Genomic DNA, 17,252 nt, shown 5'->3' with positions numbered 1-17,252 from the left:
GTAAAAATTGACTTATGTTACAAAGCTTAAGCCCTTGATTCGTTTGGTATTTGTCCGAAAAAAGGTGTTATCCGGGTCTATTTGTAGCTATTCTTCCATTCGCGCAGGGCGGCAAATGTTTCCACGGGGTCAATTTGTGGTGCTGCAGCGGGCAGGCGACCGGCTTCCTGCAGGCGCGCCACGACCGTTTTTTCCTTGTACCGGAGGAAAGGGTTGGTCTGTATCTCCAGCGCAATAGTCGACGGCACGGTGGGTTCGTGGCGGGCGCGTTTGGCCTGTTCGTTTTCGATGCGGGCGGTCAATAGGTCGTTGCCCGGCTCGATCTCGCGGGCAAAGCGCAGGTTGGACAAGGTATATTCGTGGGCACAATAGACTTTTGTGTCTCCCGGCAACGCAGTCAGCTTGGACAGCGAGTTCACCATCTGCGCCGCGGTGCCTTCAAACAGGCGACCACAGCCTCCGGCAAACAAGGTGTCGCCACAGAACAACCAGCCCTGGCGAGCGGCGTAGTAAGCGATGTGGCCCTTGGTATGGCCGGGTACGTCGATGACCTTCAGATCTAGCGACAGGTCGGCCAGATGCACCAGGGCGTCCTCCCACAAAGGCTGGGTAATCGTCGGAATCGCTTCACCGGCGGGGCCGTAGACCGGAACTTGGGTATGCTGCAACAGGCCGGGAACACCGCCGACATGGTCAGCATGGTGATGAGTCAGTAGAATAGCGACCAGTGTCAGACCATGCGCTTCGAGCGCCGTAATGACCGGTGCCGCATCGCCGGGGTCGACTACCGCAGCATGTACGCCGTCATGAATCAACCAGAGGTAATTATCGTCAAATGCGGGAACAGTTAAAACATTCAATGATGCGTTCGGGATGGCTAAGCTAGTGGCTGGCTGTACTGACATGGTCGGAAGAGGGCTCGCGTAATGGCTGGGATCGATACGGATCTGGACAAGTCGATTATAGCCCTCGACGCCTGGCTGCATACGCCGATGGGTAATTACGTCCGCGCCTGGGAGCAAAAGCATCTCGACGCGCTGACGGCGGACATCTTCGGCTTTAACGCTGTGCAGATCGGCATGCCGCAAATCAGTGCGCTGCAAGCCAATCGCATGCCGTATCGCTGGTTGACGGATAACTGCCTGCCCACGGAATCTCAGGAAGGGCGGGAGATTCCTCTGGTGGTGGCGCATGATTTCTCCGAATTGCCGTTCGCCACGCAAAGTCTTGATCTCGTGGTCTTGCCACATGTTCTCGAATTCAGCGCCGAGCCGCATCAAGTGTTGCGTGAAGTCGAGCGTGTGCTGATCCCCGAAGGGCAGGTCATCATCTGCGGATTCAATCCCACCAGCTTGTGGGGCGCGCGCCAGGCGGGCGGTCGTCTGACCGGTGCACATTTTCTGCCGCAGGATGGCGAGTTCATTCGCCTGCCGCGCCTGAAGGACTGGCTCAAGCTGCTCAACATGGAAGTCAATCGCGGTCACTTCGGCTGCTATGCGCCGCCCTGTGCCACACAAAAATGGCTGGACCGTTTCGACTTCATGGAAAAAGCCGGCGATCGCTGGTGGCCTTATTTCGGCGCGGTGTATATCGTGCAGGCGATCAAACGGGTCAAAGGCATGCGCCTGATCGGCCCGGCCTGGAGCAAGCAAAAAGTGAAGGTGCCGAAGGGTGTGCCTGCCACGAACAGGGTCCATCGCATCCATAAAGATTAGAATGCCGCCTTCGCGGATTGTCGGTGATGTCCGCGCAGTGAACAAAGATTAAGCAACAACTAAGCTATAACCCAGCAACTGAAGAAATGAACATGAGCAAAGAACAGATGGACAACGTAGAGATGGACAAAGTAGAGATCTATGCCGACGGCGCCTGCAAGGGCAATCCCGGCAAAGGTGGCTGGGGCGCCTTGCTGATCGCCGGCGGTCGCGAGAAGGAATTGTGCGGCGGTGAAAACAACACGACCAACAACCGCATGGAACTCAAAGCCGTCATCGAAGCGCTGGGCGCCTTGAATCGCCGCTGCGACGTGACCGTCTACACCGACAGCCAGTACGTACAAAAGGGCATCAGCGAGTGGATTCATGGCTGGAAAGCACGCGGCTGGAAAACCGCCTCGCGTGAGCCAGTCAAGAACGTCGACCTGTGGCAGGCGCTCGACGCCGCGCAGGCAGAGCACAAGATCGAATGGCGCTGGGTCAAGGGGCATGCCGGCCATCCCGGCAACGAACGCGCCGACCAGCTCGCCAATCGCGGCGTAGATACGATCCGCTGAAGCACTTCAGGAGCACACCATGCGACAAATTATTCTCGATACGGAAACCACCGGCCTGAACCCGCGCACCGGCGACCGCGTCATTGAAATCGGTTGTGTCGAAATGCTGAACCGCCAGCTCACCGGCAACAACCTGCATTTCTACATCAACCCTGAACGCGATTCCGACGAAGGCGCGCTGGCGGTGCACGGATTGACCACCGAGTTCCTCAGCGACAAACCGAAGTTCGCCGCAATCGCCGACGAGTTCCGCGACTACGTGCGCGGCGCCGAAATCATCATCCACAACGCTCCCTTCGACGTCGGCTTCCTCGACGCCGAGTTCAAGTTGCTGGGACTGGCGCCATTCAAGGAACACGTCAACAACATCGTCGACTCGCTGCAGATGGCCAAGGAGCAGCATCCGGGCCGCCGCAACTCGCTGGACGCCTTGTGCGACCGCTACGGCATCTCCAACGCGCACCGCACCCTGCACGGCGGCCTGCTCGATGCGGCCCTGCTGGCGGAAGTCTATCTGGCCATGACGCGCGGCCAGAACAGCCTGACCATGGATCTCGCCGACGGTGGCGACAATGAAGACGGCAGCCCTGTGCTTGAGCTGGCACCACTGGCCGACGTGATCGTGGTGGCCGCCAGCGAGGACGAGTTGGGTCTGCATGAAACTATGCTCAACACGCTGGACAAGGAAGTCAAAGGCACCTGCGTGTGGCGCAAAGTCCCTGAAGAAGCGCCACCAGCGTAAATTGTTTGGAAATAATTGCTTAAAATAAGAAGCGGCTTGCCCGGCAAGTCAATTCTGTGTCATAATTCGGGCCGCTTCACACCAAGCCTATTCGGCGGTGGCGACAGCAAAATGGAAGGTTAGCTCAGGGGTAGAGCACTGCATTCACACTGCAGGGGTCGCAAGTTCGAAACTTGCACTTTCCACCAGAATTTAAAAAAGCCAGCGTTCGCGTTGGCTTTTTTCGTTTCTGTTGACGATTTTTGTTGGTCGCATTTTATGTCTGCACATTGCCTGCACCGGCCACGGATGAGGCCGGCAATCTGACCGTCACTTTCAAACCTTTTCCTTCCGCATTCGTCCCCAGCACAATCGTCCCCTGCGACGCCTGCACAATCTCTTTCACAATCGCCATGCCGAGTCCCGCGCCGTGCTGGTCGGGCGCAGCATTGCGGTAGAAGCGTTCGAACACGCGCTCGCGTGCTTCTGCGGGGATGCCGGGGCCGTTGTCGGCGACGGTAATCACTACTTCCGATTTGTCTTCTCCGGGGTTTTCCATGGCCACGCCCACCGTCACTTTGCCGTGCTCCGGCGTATAGCGCAGCGCGTTGTCGATCAGGTTCATCAGCATGCCGGAGAACAGCGCCTGGCTGCCCATGGCCCAGGCTTCGTCGACGCCGGCTTCCATGCCGAGGTCGATATGCTTGCGTTGCGCCAGGCTGACCAGTTCTTCCAATACGGTGGCCGTCAATGCCACCAGTTCGATTGGATGGCGCGGGAAGGCTGTGCTGTTGGAGGCTTCCGCCTGCGACAGTTGCAGCAGCTTGTTGGTCAGGTCGGTCATGCTGCGGCTGCTGTCTTGTAAGGCTTGCAGCACTTGGGCCAGACGCTGCGGGTCTTCAATTTGGCGTGCGAACTGGATCTGTGAGTCGATGATGGTCAGCGGTGTCCGCAATTGATGCGCGGCGTCGGCGATGAAACGTTTCTGTACGGCGACCTGGGTGTTGAGGCGCTGGATGTACTGGTTGATGGCTTCGACGATGGGGCGCAATTCCATCTGCAGCTCACCGGCGCGCAATGGTGTGAGCGAGTTCGGCTCGCGTGTGGCGAGTTCATCCTTGACGCGCAGGATGGGGCGCAGTTCCATGGTCAGTCCGACCACGACCAGCGCGATGGCCAGCAGCAGCATGATGATCTGGCGATGCAGGGCAGGGCGCCAGAGTTCGTCCAGCAATTCCTGATGGCCGCGCATGGTCTGGCCGACGGACACGGCGACCATGCGCAGCGTGCCGTTGTCGTACAGTGCGCGTACATAGCTGACCACGCGCAGCGGCTGGTTGTTGAAATAGGTCGTGGCGTAGGCGGGCGCAATCAGCGAGAAGTCGACATCGACCGGGAAGTCGGGGCGGCCGGCCAGCAAGGTTTCGTCGTCCATCAACACTTGGTAATAAACCTCGTCGTGGCTCGGCGACGCGAACATTTCCAGCGCCGCGGGCGGGATGTTGACGACCGGCGCACCGTCTTCCCACGTGACTTGTCCGGCCATCATGCGGGCGGAGGCAACCAACGCACGATCCTGGATCAGATTGGCGCTGGTGACCGCGCTGTCATAGGTGTAACTGGTGCTGATGCCGACGTAGACGGTGAGCGGGATCAGCAGCCAGAGCAGCAACCGCAGGCGCAGACTAACGATCATCTTTAACGATCATCTTTTTGTTTGAGCAGATAGCCTAGACCGCGCAAGGTCATGATGGCGGCTTGCGAAGCGTCGAGTTTTTTGCGCAGGCGCGAGATATAGATCTCGATGGCGTCGGCGCTGGGTTCTTCCGAGAGATTGAAGATGCCACTGACCAGCGCGTTTTTGGAGACGGTCTTGCCTTGCTTGAGCATGAGGATTTCAAGCACGTCATGTTCGCGCGCGGGCAGCGCCAGTGTCTTGCCGGCGATGGCGAACTGGCGCGTGTTGCTGTCGTAGGCCAGATCGCCGCAATGGATTTCAGCCGCCTTATCGGGTGTCTGGCGGCGGATCAACACCTTGATGCGGGCCACCAGTTCGCGTACTTCAAAAGGTTTGACCAGATAGTCATCGGCGCCGGCACCGAGGCATTCGACCTTCTCATCGATGGAGCCGCTGGCGGTCAAGATCATCACCGGCACCGAATTGTGCCGTTCGCGCAGGCGGCGCAAGACATTCTTTCCACTCATTTTTGGCAGCATCAGATCGAGCAGCACGACGTCGTAGTTCTCGGTGTGCAGGACGTGGTCAGCCATTTCGCCGTCGCTGGCGACGTCGACACTGAATTTGTTCTCTTTGAGGATCTGCGTGAGCCAATGCGCCAGAGGCGGGTTGTCTTCAATCAGCAGCAATTTCATGCAAAAGACCTATATTTTTTTGTTGCACTGCAGGAAAAAAACAGCAAATTTGGAAAGCTGGATGAAGGTTTGCGGTTCTTAGAATACCGGCAAGTATATTAATAATAAGTAGAGTTAGCTGAGCAGACTTGATCTGCCGGTCTTTTTCTCATCCAGGAGACATCATAATGCGTCAACGCTTCAATGTGTTTGCCAGCGTCTTTACCCGCGGCAGAGGTATATCTGCAATGTCTGCAAGCTTCGCGGCTGCCCTGCTGGTCAATGTAGCCGCAGTGCCGACAGCGCAGGCTGCGGACAAGATCACCATCATGGTCGGCGGCATCAACAAGCTGATCTACCTCCCGCCGAAGCTGGCGGAAAACCTCGGTTACTTCAAGGCGGAAGGCCTGGACGTCGAGCTGCAATCGCAGCAAGCCGGTGTCGATGCCGAGAATGAATTGCTGGCCGGTGCGGTGCAGGCCGTGGTCGGCTATTACGATCACTCCATCGATCTGCAGAGCAAGGGCAAGGAAGTGCAGTCCATTACCCAGTTGCTGGTGGTGCCGGGCGGCATGGAGATGGTGCGCAGCGACCTGGCGACGCAAGTGCGCAGCATGGCCGATCTCAAGGGCCGTACGCTCGGCGTGACCGGCCTGGGTTCTTCTTCCAGCTTCCTGGCGCAATATCTGGCTAGCCGCAATGGCCTCAAGACCAGTGACTATTCGATGTTGCCGGTCGGTGCGGGTAATACCCTGATCGCCGCGCTCAAGCAAAAACGCGTTGACGTCGTCTGGACCACCGAGCCGACCACGTCGATGTTGCTGGCCAGCGGTGAAGCCAAGGTACTCGTCGACATGAGCAGTGCTGACGGTACGCGCGCCGCGTTGGGCGGCCTGTATCCGGCTTCAGCCGTCTATGTGCAGCGCGCCTGGTTGCAGACGCACAAGGCCGAAGCCACCAAGCTGGCGCGTGCCTTCGTGAATACGCTCAAGTACATCCAGACCCACAGCGCGGAAGAGATCGCCGACAAGATGCCGGCTGACTATTACGGCGGCAACAAGAAGCTGTATGTGCAGGCGCTGAAGGCTTCGCTGCCAATGTATTCGCCGGATGGCAAAATGCCGCCTGAAGGCGCTGAGGTGGTGCTCAAGGTCATGGCGGGGTTCAATCCCAACATCAAGGGCAAGAAGATTGACTTGTCGAAGACCTACACCAACGAATTCGTCAATCAGGTGAAGTAGGGCTTCACACCGAATTTGCATTACGCATACAAATACCTACAAGGAGACTTCATGAACAAGAACATTCGCCGCACACTGATTTCACTGGCCGTTGCCGGTGCCACGATGATGGCTTTGCCGGGTACGGCATCTGCCGCAGGCAAGATCACCATCATGGTCGGCGGTATCACCAAGATGGTTTATCTGCCGGCCAAACTGGCTGAGCAACTGGGATACTTCAAGGAAGAAGGTCTGGACGTCGAGCTGCAATCGCAACCGGCCGGCGTGGATGCCGAGAATGAATTGCTGGCAGGTGCTGTGCAGGCAGTGGTTGGCTTTTACGATCACTCCATCGATCTGCAAAGCAAGGGAAAGGAAATCACCGCCATCGTGATCTTCGGCCAGGTACCGGGTGAAGTGGAGCTGGTCTCGACCAAGGCTTCTGCATCGATCAAAAACATGGGCGATGTCAAAGGCAAGACATTGGGTGTGACCGGTCTGGGTTCGTCGACCAACTTCCTGACGCAGTATCTGGCATCGCGTTACGGCATCACGTCGAAAGAATACTCAGTGCTGCCGGTCGGCGCCGACAACACCTTCATCGCCGCGATGAAGCAAGGCCGTATCGATGCCGGCATGACGACCGAGCCGACTGTATCGCAAATGCTCAAGACCGGTGAAGCCAAGGTGCTGGTCGACATGCGTTCGGTAGAAGGCACGGTCAAGGCACTGGGCGGTTTGTATCCTGCCTCGAGCTTGTATGTGCAACGCAACTGGCTCAATGGCCACAAGGATGACGCTGCCAAGCTGGCGCGTGCTTTCGTCAAGACGCTGAAGTTCATCAAGACTCATAGCGCCACCGAGATCGCCGACAAGATGCCGAAGGACTACTACGGCAACAACAAGGCCTTGTACGTTCAGGCGCTGGAAAACTCGCTGCCGATGTATTCGGCTGACGGCAAGATGCCGGTTGGCGGTCCTGAAACAGTGCTGTCGGTACTGTCGGGCTTCAATCCGAACGTCAAGGGCAAGCACATCGATTTGTCCAAGACCTACACCAACGAGTTTGTGAATCTGGTCAAGTAATCAGCTTGAGCAAGACTTAAGAAAACCGTTTCAACAATGATGTGAACCGACGTATCCGTTCAGCCGGACGGATACGAAGGGATCGCTCGTACGCAGCACGCAGAAATTTTGCAGCAATTGACGTTATTACGATGAAAGAGTCCTCCATGAACCAAACTGCCACCGCCAAGCCAGCTGCAGCAGCGAAACTCGACACGCCGGCCATCGAGCTGGATAACGTGTCGTGCCGCTTCATCACCGCTGACGGCAATGTCACCGTTGCCTTGCGCGACTTTTCCATGAGCGTCGCCCGCGGCGAGTTCGTCGCCGTGGTTGGTCCGACCGGTTGCGGCAAGTCCACCACGCTGAGCCTGATCACCGGTTTGCTGAAACCGACCATCGGCGAAGTGCGTGTGATGGGTGAACCGGTCAACGGCATCGACCCGCGCATCGGTTTCGTGTTCCAGAATGACGCCGTGTTCCCATGGCGCAGCGTGCGCGACAACGTCGCCGCCGGCCCGCTGTTCCGCGGCAAACCGAAGGATCAGGCCTATGAACTGGCCAACGAATGGATCCGTCGCGTCGGCCTCGACAAGTTCGGCGATCACTATCCGCACCAATTGTCGGGCGGTATGCGCAAGCGCGTGGCGCTGGCACAGACCTTCATCAACAGCCCTGAAATCCTGCTGATGGATGAGCCCTTCAGCGCGCTCGACATGCAGACCCGTACCTTGATGCAAGATGAGCTGCTGCAACTGTGGTCGGCACATTCCGGCTCGGTGGTGTTCGTCACCCATGATCTGGAGGAGGCGATTGCGCTGGCCGACAAGGTCTATGTGCTGACCGCACGTCCGGCGACGTTGAAGAGCACTTACCAAATCGATTTGCCGCGCCCACGCGTGATGGAAGAAGTGCGCTACGAGCAACGCTTCATCGATATCTCCAGAAAAATCTGGTCGGATCTGCGTGAAGAAGTGCAGATCAAGTAAGCGCCTTCTACAGAAATATCTTCTGCTCCTTACACCACACCAACGACAAGACAGGTGAGCAACATGACACAAGTAAATACAAGCCGCGCCATGAGCCCGGAGGCAATCGCGGAAGTCGAGCGCGAAGCGCAACGCAAGATCAAACAACGCTACTGGCTGGTGATTTCGCTGCGCCTGGCGATTCTGGTCATCATCCTCGGTGGCTGGGAACTGTCCGCCACGATGCAATGGATCGATCCCTTCTTCTTTTCGCAACCATCGCTGATCGTGATCCAGATTTATGACTGGATCATGGAAGGAACCTCGCAAGGCCCCTTGTGGGTGCAGGTCATGGTGACGCTGGAAGAAACCGTGCTGGGCTTCCTGATCGGTTCCATCGCGGGCATCATTGCCGGCATCGCGCTGGGTCGCAACAAGCTGATGTCGGATGTGTTCAGTCTGTACATCCAGATCGCCAATTCGATTCCGCGTGTGGTGCTGGGTTCGATTTTCGTGATCGCACTGGGCCTGGGCATGGCGTCCAAGGTGGCGCTGGCGGTGGTGATGGTGTTCTTCGTGGTGTTCGGCAATGCCTTTCAGGGCGTGCGTGAAGCCGACCGTTACATGATTGCCAATGCGCAGATCCTTGGTGCTTCGCGTCGTCAGGTGACAATGGCGGTGGTGATTCCATCGGCATTGAGCTGGATTCTGGCGAGCTTGCACGTGAGCTTCGGCTTCGCACTGGTCGGCGCCGTGGTGGGTGAGTTCCTCGGCTCCAAGCAAGGTATCGGTCTGCTGATCTCCACGGCGCAAGGTGCGTTCAACGCGAGCGGCGTGTTTGCAGCGATGATCGTGCTGGCGGTGGTGGCGCTGTTGGCGGACTATCTGCTGACCTCGCTGGAAAAGCGCTTGCTGAAATGGCGTCCTGCCGCATTCTGATGGTGTCTTTCCGGGCCTGCCGACAGTAAATCTCCGGATAGTTGTGCAGGCCCCGGGCAGGGACGATAAAATTCTTCTCCATGCCTCTTACTTCTTCCCGTTCTCAAAAAGCCCTGTTGTGGATCGTCGCATCGGGCTTTTTCATGCAGACGCTGGACACCACCATCGTCAACACCGCATTGCCGTCCATGGCCGCCAGTCTCGGCGAGCCGGTACTGGCGATGCACCCGGTGGTGGTTTCTTATACGTTGACGATGGCCTCGCTCACACCGGCCTCCGGTTGGCTGGCTGACCGCTTCGGCACGCGCCGTGTCTACTTCCTCGCTATTCTGATTTTTGTACTCGGCTCGCTGCTGTGCGCTAATGCGCATTCCTTGCCGCAGTTGCTGCTGGCGCGTGTGGTGCAGGGCGTCGGCGGTTCCATGCTGCTGCCTATCGGTCGCCTGGCAGTACTGCGCAGTGTGCCGGGGGCGCAGTATATTTCGGCGTTGGCTTTCATCTCGATTGCAGGGCAGCTTGGCCCGGTGGTGGGGCCGGTGACGGGAGGCTGGCTATCGCAGACCATCGGCTGGCATTGGATTTTTCTGATTAACGTGCCGGTGGGCGTGATCGGCATGTTCGCCGTGCATCACTTTTTGCCTGCTGAAGAAATCACTTCGCCGCCGCGCTTTGATCTGCTTGGATGCGCGCTGCTGTCGACTTGCATGGTGACGTTTTCGCTGGCGCTGGATGTGCCCATGACCGAATATCGCGAATGGTGGAGCGCCGGATTATTGGGCGTATCGGTGCTGACGGTGTGGCTGTATGTGCTGCATGCGCGCCGCGACGAGCAACCCTTGTTTCGTCTGGGTTTGTTCAACGAACCCAATTTCAGTGTCGGGCTGATCGGCAATCTGGTGTGCCGTATCGGTTCATCGGCCGTGCCGTTCTTGCTGCCTCTGCTGCTCCAGGTCAAGCTTGGCTTTTCACCTTTGCATGCCGGCCTGGTGCTGCTGCCGGCGGCAATTTCCGGCACTATCGCCAAGCCTTGGATTGCGCCGCTGGTGCGTCGCTTCGGCTACGAGAACTTCTTGCTGGTGAACACGATTCTTGTCGGCGGCTCTATTGTCTCGTTCGCATTGATCACACCGACGTGGCCGATCTGGATTGGCATCTTGCAGCTAGCGGTTTTCGGTGTGAGCAACTCGATGCAGTTCGCAGCGATGAACAGTGTGACGCTCAAGGGGCTCAACAGCAAAGATGCCGGCAGTGGCAACAGTCTGTTCTCGATGGTGCAGATGCTGGCGCTGGGGCTGGGTGTCACCATTGCCGGATCGATGCTGAGCGGACTCGACGGCGTGGCGTGGGCGAGGGAGTGGACGTTTACGCTGACCTTCGTTTGCGTCGGCGTGGTGACCTTGTTGTCGGCGCTGGTGTTTCGCCGGATGGATGCGCAGTATTTCAACTGAGTTCAATTGAACGATAGTGCTGCGATCAGGTGTCGCTCCATTGGCGCATGAGGTTGTGATAGCAGCCGACTAACGTGCGTCGCGCGATCTCATCAGCATTAGTTTGATTCAGTGTCTGAATGGCGTTGTCCATGTCAAACAGCATGCTGCGCTGACCATCGTCGCGCACCAGACTTTGTACCCAGAAAAAACACGCCGTGCGCACACCGCGTGTGACCGGCGTTACCTGATGCAGGCTTGTGGCAGGATAGACCAACACGTCGCCGGCTTCCAGCTTGGCAGAATGAACGCCATAGGTATCGTGGATTTGCAGCTCGCCGCCATCGTAGTTGGCAGGATCAGACAAAAATAGTGTCGCCGAAAGATCGGTACGCAGTTTGCGTCCGGTATGCGGGTCGATGCGGACACTGCCGTCGACATGCGCACCGAAGGTCATGCCCTCGCTGTAGCGATTGAACATCGGCGGATACACCATGTTCGGCAAGGCGGCGCTGATGAAGCGCGGATTGCGTTCGAGTGCGGAGAGGATAATGCGCTGGCATTGCGCCGCGACTTCCGAGCGCTCGTCGATTTGCTGGTTGTACTTGACCGGTGCGCCTTGATAGCCTGCAGTCACACGGCCATCCACCCATGCCGGTCCCGCCTGATTCAAGAGCTGACGTACAGCGTTGAGTTGTTGCGCGTCGAGCAGCTTGGGAATGGCGATCAGCATGGATGGATTTCTTTCTACTTCAAATTACATACGATAGTTGACCGAGATCATGCCGGTACGGCCGGTGCCAGGCACCGAACGCCCGCCGTCGGACTGGATCAGCGCATCGTAATACATTTTGTTGGTCAGGTTGAACAGGTTGAAACGAATATCGTATTGTTTTTGCGTATAGGCGACGGTGGCGTCCCAGCGTGTGTAGCCGCCGACTTGTACCGTATCGGTCGCGGTGGCATAGCGTTGCGACATGTAAGTCGCACCACCGCCAACTTGCCAGTGCGGCATGACGTCGTAGGTAGTCCAGGTGGTCAGGGTGTGCTTCGGCGTGTTGACGGGGATCTTGCCTACGGCGGTGTCGCCGGCAGCACCGCTGAGAACCTGAGCATCCAGATAGGTGTAGCCAGCAGCGACTTGCCATTGCTTGTTGATGCGGCCTGTTGCACCCAGGCGTGCGCCTTTGACGCGGACGGTACCTTGCAGCTCGTAGACGCCGGTGGTGACAAGGCTGCGTGCGTTTTCTTTCTTGATCTGGAAGATTGCTGCATTGGTCGACAGGTTTTCCGCCAGATCCCACTTGCCGCCCAGCTCATACGACTTGTTTTTCTCCGGATCGAGATTGGTCTGGCCCGCAGTACCGGTCAACTGTTCCAGCGACGGATTAAACGACGTGCCGTAAGACAGGTAGTAAGACTGTGCCGCACTCGGCTGCCAGATACCGCCTGCACGCACGCTAAGGAAGTTGACGGTCTGATTGGCGCTGGCCAGCGCGGTATTCTTTGCAGCGGCCGGCGTATTGCTTGAGTTCAGCGTGTTGGTGATGCTGGCGACATAGCGGTCAAAGCGCAAACCACCGACCAGCTTGAACTGTTTGCTCAGTTCCATCGTGTCGTTGAAGTAGGTCGCGATGGTGTTGGCGCTGCCACCTTGACGATTGCCTGCCTGACTGACGACGTTGGCGCCGGCGGCGCTGTAGGTCGGGCTGACGACGGAGATACAGTCGGCATAGCCGCTCGTCGGTGTCGTCGCATCCGTCAGCGCTACGCCGTTGCAGGAACCGTTGCGGTAGTAAGCCTGATTGTCGTAACCATCATGGCCGACTTCCAGACCGACGAGGAAATCATGTTTGATGCCCAGGCCGGTGAACTTGGCCGACAGTTCGGTCTGGTTGTAGATCGAGTAATCCTGAATGTTGCGGTCGTGGCTTTGTGCGCGGACGTACAAGCTCGACAGTGGCAGGCTGCTGGCGGCACCGGTCAGCGCGGTGAAGCCGGCACCGGAGACAGTACCGATCGTGTTCGGTGCAGTTTCGACCGCGTTGGTATGAACCCAGTTGAATTGGGTCTGATTGCGAATGGTGACATCCGGAGTGATCTTGTGTTTGATGCCGGCGTTCAACGACACCACGTCCTGATCGGTGCGGTCGCTGTTGAGACCGTAAGACGTGTTGCGGTCAACATTGACCGGATGGCCGTTCAGTGGCGGCAGGCCATAATCGGGCTGGTCATGGTTATGTTGGATCAGCGCGGACAGCGTGATTTCAGTAGAGGTGCCGATGCCGTTGACATACGAGGCTGCCAGGCCGAAGTCCTGCACATTGGTCTGGTTGCGCGTCGATGCCGCGCCGTCCTGCACCATCGCCGACATACGGAAGGCGGAGGTATCGGTCAGCGGCTGGTTGTGGTCAACAGTCGTGCGCACCAGGCCGTTGCTGGTGACGGAAGCGGAGACTTCGGTCGATTCTTTCAGGTTGGCTTTCTTGGTGACCTGATTGATCACGCCACCGGTTGAACCGCGACCGAACAGCATGGAGGAAGGTCCCATCAGGACTTCGATTTCATCCATGGCGAAGGTGTCGCGATAGTACTGGCCGCGGTCGCGGAAACCATCCAGATAGATATCCGTACGCGCCGAGAAGCCGTTCAGGTTGATGTTGTTGCCAATCTGACCACCTTCCGCTCCGCCCAACGTGATGCCAGCGACATTGCGCAGCGCGTCAGACAGTGAGCTCGCACCTTGCGACTGCATCAGCGCCTTATTCACAACGACAACTGATTGCGGCACGTCATGCAGATCTGCCGGCAATTTGGTGATGGCGGTGCTATTCGTGTTGAAGTCGTCACGCTGGCCTTCGACCACGACTTCCTTCAGGGAAGAGGATGGGGCGGCAGGGGAAGTCTGTTGTGCATGCAGGGAGATGGGTGCTGCAAACAGCGCGACAAGCGCGGCAGCGATCGGCGTGAGACGGTTCATGTGGTCGTTATCGTTAGGTTAGTCACAGAATGGAGTGGCTGGCTACGACGGACAAAGTCCCGTTTGGCTGGCTAAAATGCGTCTGGAAAGGAGAGTGGCCTCATCATTTGTAGATGATTTCGATTCTCATTTCGTATCGATGAGCGCTAGACTAAAGCGCTGTCCTTTCTAAGTACTGACGAAAAGCTGACTATTTGCTGACTGTCGTCAAAATGGCACAAATAAAGGGCTGCCTATCCGATAGAGTGGCAATTTAGGCATGCTGCAGAGCGCTACAATACTTAGCCTTGCCGGTTTCGGGCAGGGGATAATTTCTTGCTGCATATTGCAGTTTGCAGTTTGCAGTTTTACTTTCAATCTGGTCCTGATATATGAATGTTCTGCTGGTGGAAGATGACCTGGTCTTGGCGGATGGTCTGTCGCGCATGCTCAAATCGCATGGCCTGAGTGTCAACACAGTCAATAACGGCACTGACGCCGATGCGCTGTTGCAACGCTATACGGCCACGGTGCTGGTGCTCGACATCGGCCTGCCAGGGTTGGATGGTTTTGAAGTGGTGCGCCGGCTGCGCGCCCGTGGCAGCAACATGCCGGTGCTGCTGCTGACCGCGCGCGATACGATTCCTGACCGTGTGCACGGACTGGAACTGGGTGCAGATGACTACCTGGTCAAGCCTTTCGCGACACCCGAGCTGGTCGCACGCATCAAGGCGCTGATCCGTCGCAGCAGCCCGCAGCCGACGCAGCTCACTATCGGCGGTCTGTCGCTCGACACCTCGTCCAAGCGCGCTACGATCGACGGCAAAAAAGTTGATTTCTCGGTCCGTGAATGGACTGTGCTGGAATACCTCATGCAGCAAGCTTCGCGTGTGGTATCCAAGCAGCAGATCATCGATGCCGTACTGCCTTGGGGTGAAGACGTGACCCTCAATGCGGTGGAGGTCTATGTCTCCCGCATCCGCACCAAGACCGCCGGCTCCGGCGTGGCGATTCGTACTATCCGCGGCTTCGGCTACATGCTGGAAAAAAGCGACGCCTGATTTTGATGCGCCGGTCGCCAGCCTCCGATACGACTCGCAAGGTCGTGCGTCACAGCATTAAATTCAATCTGCTGAAATGGCTGATTGCGCCGCTGCTCGCGGTCAATCTGATCGGCGCCGGGCTGACGTACTGGCTGGCGTGGCTGCCGGCACAAGATGCATTCGACCAGAGTATTACCGACGCGGCCTGGGCGCTGACTTCGCAGATCAAGCGGGTGCGCGGCAAGACGTCTCTTGAACTCACCAAGCAAGCCGAGCAGATGCTGCGTTCGGATCATTTCGATACGATGTATTTCGTGGTGCGAGATGCCAACGGCGAAACACTGGCAGGTGATCACAACTTCCCTCCGGTCAACCAGATTGACGAACCCAATGAGCCGGTGACCTACGACGGCGTCATGAATGGCGAACAGGTTCGCATTGCCGCTCTGTATGTGAGCATCGAACGTACTCCCATCTATATCGGCATCGCCGAGACGTTCCGCAAACGTAACCAGACCCACTACGTCATCCTGATTTCGCTGTTGCTGCTCGACGGGGTGCTCACGGCATTCTCCATCGTCATCGTGCTGGTGGCGGTGAACAAAGGTCTGCATCCGCTGCGTGAACTGCAACAGAATCTGGATCAGCGCAATCGCGATAACCTGACGCCGATCGACGTGGAACAGACCACCGAAGAACTGACGCCGGTGGTCAAGGCGATCAACAGCCTGCTCGACAATATCCGCAAGGGCGCGACGGCGCAGCAGAACTTCCTGGCCAATGTGGCGCATCAGATCCGCACGCCATTGACCGGTTTGCGCTTGCAACTGGAATGGTTGCAGCAGCGTCACGCCAACGAGCCGGAAACGGCGCATTCGACCGAGCTGATGACCTCTTCAGTCGAGCGCATGGTGCGCCAGAGTAACCAGTTGCTGGCGCTGGCGCGCGCCGAACCGAGCCGCTTCAAGCCGACCCATCTGGAAGAACTTTCTCTCGATAAATTGGTGGAAGAATCGGTGCAGCATTTCATCGAGCAGGCCGACAAGAAACAGATCGACCTCGGCTTTGACCTGCAGCCGGCGCGCGTGAAGGGCGACCGTTTCATGTTGCGTGACCTGATCGATAATCTGGTCGACAACGCCATACGTTATTCGCCAGCACAAAGCACGGTGACGGTCAGTTGCCGCGAACAGGAAGATGCGACGCTGTTGTCCATCGAAGACTCCGGCCCCGGTATCGCGCCGGAACACCGCGAACTGATCTTCGATCGTTTTTATCGCGTCAATGACAAGATTTCCGGCAGCGGTCTCGGTCTGGCCATCGTGCGCGATATCGCCAAGGATCATGGTGGCGAAATCACCCTGACATCGGGCGAGGAAGACTGCGGCACGATTTTTACCGTACGTTTTCCGCACGGCGCCAAGGCAGACACATAGCAGGCGTATAGCGGCCTCACGCTATATCATCGTTTTCCCTGTTTCCCGTTTGAAATAATTATCCAGAACCAGTTGGATATGCCTCTGTCCAATCCCTGTATCGACATCGATGGAGGTTTTATGACAGAGCAAGTCCTACAAAGCGGCACGCATATCGCACGTTTCGACGCAGTAAAAAAAGAAGAGGATGTGTTTGAAGCACAAGTCTTCGTGCGCCTGACGCGTGAACCCGAAGTTGCCGAAACCTATATCCCTGCCGGCTTGTTCGGTTCCCTGCAGGAAGCGCTGGACAACGCCAAACAACGCGCCGAACGCGCCTTGAAGGAGCATGAGTTCTGATGGCGGTTGTTTCTCATGTGAAAAAAATCCTCGCGGTCTCCATGTTGTGCAGCGGTCTTACGGCGTGCGCAACGGGCTATTCGCAATCGCAATCCGCCCGGTTTGAAATCCATGCAGCCAGTCTGACGGAGAGTCCGGATTGGCAAAAAGCCAACTTGCTTGACGATCCTGGCACGACGGTCTATGTCGCGCCGGAGGTGCTGCTGGACAATTCAGACGTGGCGCTGGCCAATGCCAAGAAAGATCTTGGTGGACAGGTGCTGATCATCATCCAGATGACGCCTGCCGGCACGATCCGCCTGGGTTCGGCTTCGCGTGTCCTGTTGCGGCAGCGCATGGCGGTGATGATCAACGGCGAGGTGTTGACCGCGCCGGTGGTGTCGGCACCGCTCAGCGGTAATCGCTTCGCCATCACCGGCTTCAAATCGTTTGAAGAGGCGCAGCAGGTAGCAGAAGGTATTGCGCCGAAACGATAAGGCAGCAATCTATGGACTGTTCTTGTCTGTCGTCC

17 protein-coding genes and 1 tRNA gene are annotated in these 17,252 nt (G+C 57.5%); 13 read left to right on the top strand and 5 right to left on the bottom strand.

The genetic code is table 11. The features are described 5' to 3' along the window. Nucleotides 1-77 precede the first annotated feature (77 nt). Nucleotides 78-905, bottom strand: coding sequence for a hydroxyacylglutathione hydrolase (gene gloB / locus PQR63_RS21175; protein ID WP_408169919.1), 828 nt, complete (start codon nt 903-905; stop codon nt 78-80). Nucleotides 906-926: 21 nt separating this feature from the next. Here gloB and PQR63_RS21170 point away from each other — a divergent pair, with 21 nt between their 5' ends. From PQR63_RS21170 to PQR63_RS21155, 4 genes are all read left to right on the top strand, one after another. After that, on the top strand, nt 927-1,715 hold the full coding sequence (locus PQR63_RS21170; protein ID WP_408169918.1) for a class I SAM-dependent methyltransferase: 789 nt from the start codon (nt 927-929) through the stop codon (nt 1,713-1,715). 122 nt (nt 1,716-1,837) lie between these two features. Then, nucleotides 1,838-2,272 carry a ribonuclease HI gene (gene rnhA, locus PQR63_RS21165; RefSeq protein WP_094566185.1) on the top strand — a complete coding sequence of 145 codons (435 nt, stop codon included), beginning with the start codon at nt 1,838-1,840 and terminating at the stop codon, nt 2,270-2,272. A gap of 19 nt (nt 2,273-2,291) precedes the next feature. Continuing rightward, entirely contained in the window at nt 2,292-3,014 is a 723-nt protein-coding gene (gene dnaQ, locus PQR63_RS21160) for a DNA polymerase III subunit epsilon (protein WP_408169917.1), read from the top strand. A gap of 113 nt (nt 3,015-3,127) precedes the next feature. Further along, nucleotides 3,128-3,202: transfer RNA gene (locus PQR63_RS21155), tRNA-Val, on the top strand. A 68-nt stretch (nt 3,203-3,270) separates the two neighbouring features. Here PQR63_RS21155 and PQR63_RS21150 read toward each other — a convergent pair. Then, a complete protein-coding gene (locus PQR63_RS21150; RefSeq protein ID WP_408169916.1) occupies nt 3,271-4,689 on the bottom strand; it encodes a sensor histidine kinase N-terminal domain-containing protein in 1,419 nt (472 codons plus the stop codon). 2 nt (nt 4,690-4,691) lie between these two features. Then, nucleotides 4,692-5,366 carry a response regulator gene (locus tag PQR63_RS21145; protein ID WP_408169915.1) on the bottom strand — a complete coding sequence of 225 codons (675 nt, stop codon included), beginning with the start codon at nt 5,364-5,366 and terminating at the stop codon, nt 4,692-4,694. 227 nt (nt 5,367-5,593) lie between these two features. Here PQR63_RS21145 and PQR63_RS21140 point away from each other — a divergent pair, with 227 nt between their 5' ends. The 5 genes from PQR63_RS21140 (at nt 5,594) to mdtD (ending at nt 10,985) form a co-directional block, all read left to right on the top strand. After that, nucleotides 5,594-6,586, top strand: coding sequence for an ABC transporter substrate-binding protein (locus PQR63_RS21140; RefSeq protein ID WP_408169914.1), 993 nt, complete (start codon nt 5,594-5,596; stop codon nt 6,584-6,586). 51 nt (nt 6,587-6,637) lie between these two features. Further along, entirely contained in the window at nt 6,638-7,651 is a 1,014-nt protein-coding gene (locus PQR63_RS21135) for an ABC transporter substrate-binding protein (protein WP_408169913.1), read from the top strand. A gap of 146 nt (nt 7,652-7,797) precedes the next feature. Beyond that, nucleotides 7,798-8,619, top strand: coding sequence for an ABC transporter ATP-binding protein (locus PQR63_RS21130; RefSeq protein WP_050475772.1), 822 nt, complete (start codon nt 7,798-7,800; stop codon nt 8,617-8,619). A 63-nt stretch (nt 8,620-8,682) separates the two neighbouring features. Next, nucleotides 8,683-9,537 carry an ABC transporter permease gene (locus PQR63_RS21125; protein WP_408169912.1) on the top strand — a complete coding sequence of 285 codons (855 nt, stop codon included), beginning with the start codon at nt 8,683-8,685 and terminating at the stop codon, nt 9,535-9,537. A gap of 80 nt (nt 9,538-9,617) precedes the next feature. Then, entirely contained in the window at nt 9,618-10,985 is a 1,368-nt protein-coding gene (gene mdtD / locus PQR63_RS21120; protein ID WP_408169911.1) for a multidrug transporter subunit MdtD, read from the top strand. A 25-nt stretch (nt 10,986-11,010) separates the two neighbouring features. On the opposite strand, the gene PQR63_RS21115 is transcribed toward mdtD, so the two are convergent. Both PQR63_RS21115 and PQR63_RS21110 read right to left on the bottom strand, forming a co-directional pair. Beyond that, nucleotides 11,011-11,697 carry a Fe2+-dependent dioxygenase gene (locus tag PQR63_RS21115; protein ID WP_408169910.1) on the bottom strand — a complete coding sequence of 229 codons (687 nt, stop codon included), beginning with the start codon at nt 11,695-11,697 and terminating at the stop codon, nt 11,011-11,013. 24 nt (nt 11,698-11,721) lie between these two features. Beyond that, nucleotides 11,722-13,944: a TonB-dependent receptor gene (locus PQR63_RS21110; protein ID WP_408169909.1), complete on the bottom strand. Its 2,223-nt coding sequence runs from the start codon at nt 13,942-13,944 to the stop codon at nt 11,722-11,724. Between the two features lie 371 nt (nt 13,945-14,315). Here PQR63_RS21110 and PQR63_RS21105 point away from each other — a divergent pair, with 371 nt between their 5' ends. The 4 genes from PQR63_RS21105 (at nt 14,316) to PQR63_RS21090 (ending at nt 17,217) form a co-directional block, all read left to right on the top strand. Next, nucleotides 14,316-14,984, top strand: a complete 669-nt coding sequence (locus tag PQR63_RS21105) for a response regulator transcription factor (RefSeq protein ID WP_007880395.1) — start codon at nt 14,316-14,318, stop codon at nt 14,982-14,984. A gap of 5 nt (nt 14,985-14,989) precedes the next feature. Further along, the gene (locus PQR63_RS21100; protein WP_408169908.1) at nt 14,990-16,402 is read left to right on the top strand and encodes a sensor histidine kinase; all 1,413 of its coding nucleotides are present in this window, start codon (nt 14,990-14,992) and stop codon (nt 16,400-16,402) included. Between the two features lie 120 nt (nt 16,403-16,522). Continuing rightward, the gene (locus PQR63_RS21095; protein ID WP_408169907.1) at nt 16,523-16,741 is read left to right on the top strand and encodes a hypothetical protein; all 219 of its coding nucleotides are present in this window, start codon (nt 16,523-16,525) and stop codon (nt 16,739-16,741) included. Next, nucleotides 16,741-17,217, top strand: coding sequence for a SecDF P1 head subdomain-containing protein (locus tag PQR63_RS21090; protein ID WP_408169906.1), 477 nt, complete (start codon nt 16,741-16,743; stop codon nt 17,215-17,217). The genes PQR63_RS21095 and PQR63_RS21090 overlap by 1 nt, the downstream gene beginning before the upstream one ends. The last annotated feature ends 35 nt before the right edge of the window (nt 17,218-17,252 follow it).

It is taken from the genome of Herbaspirillum rhizosphaerae (genome assembly GCF_046025915.1).
GTDB classification, from domain to species: Bacteria; Pseudomonadota; Gammaproteobacteria; order Burkholderiales; family Burkholderiaceae_D; genus Herbaspirillum; species Herbaspirillum rhizosphaerae_A.
This window is presented reverse-complemented; position numbering and strand designations above follow the sequence as displayed.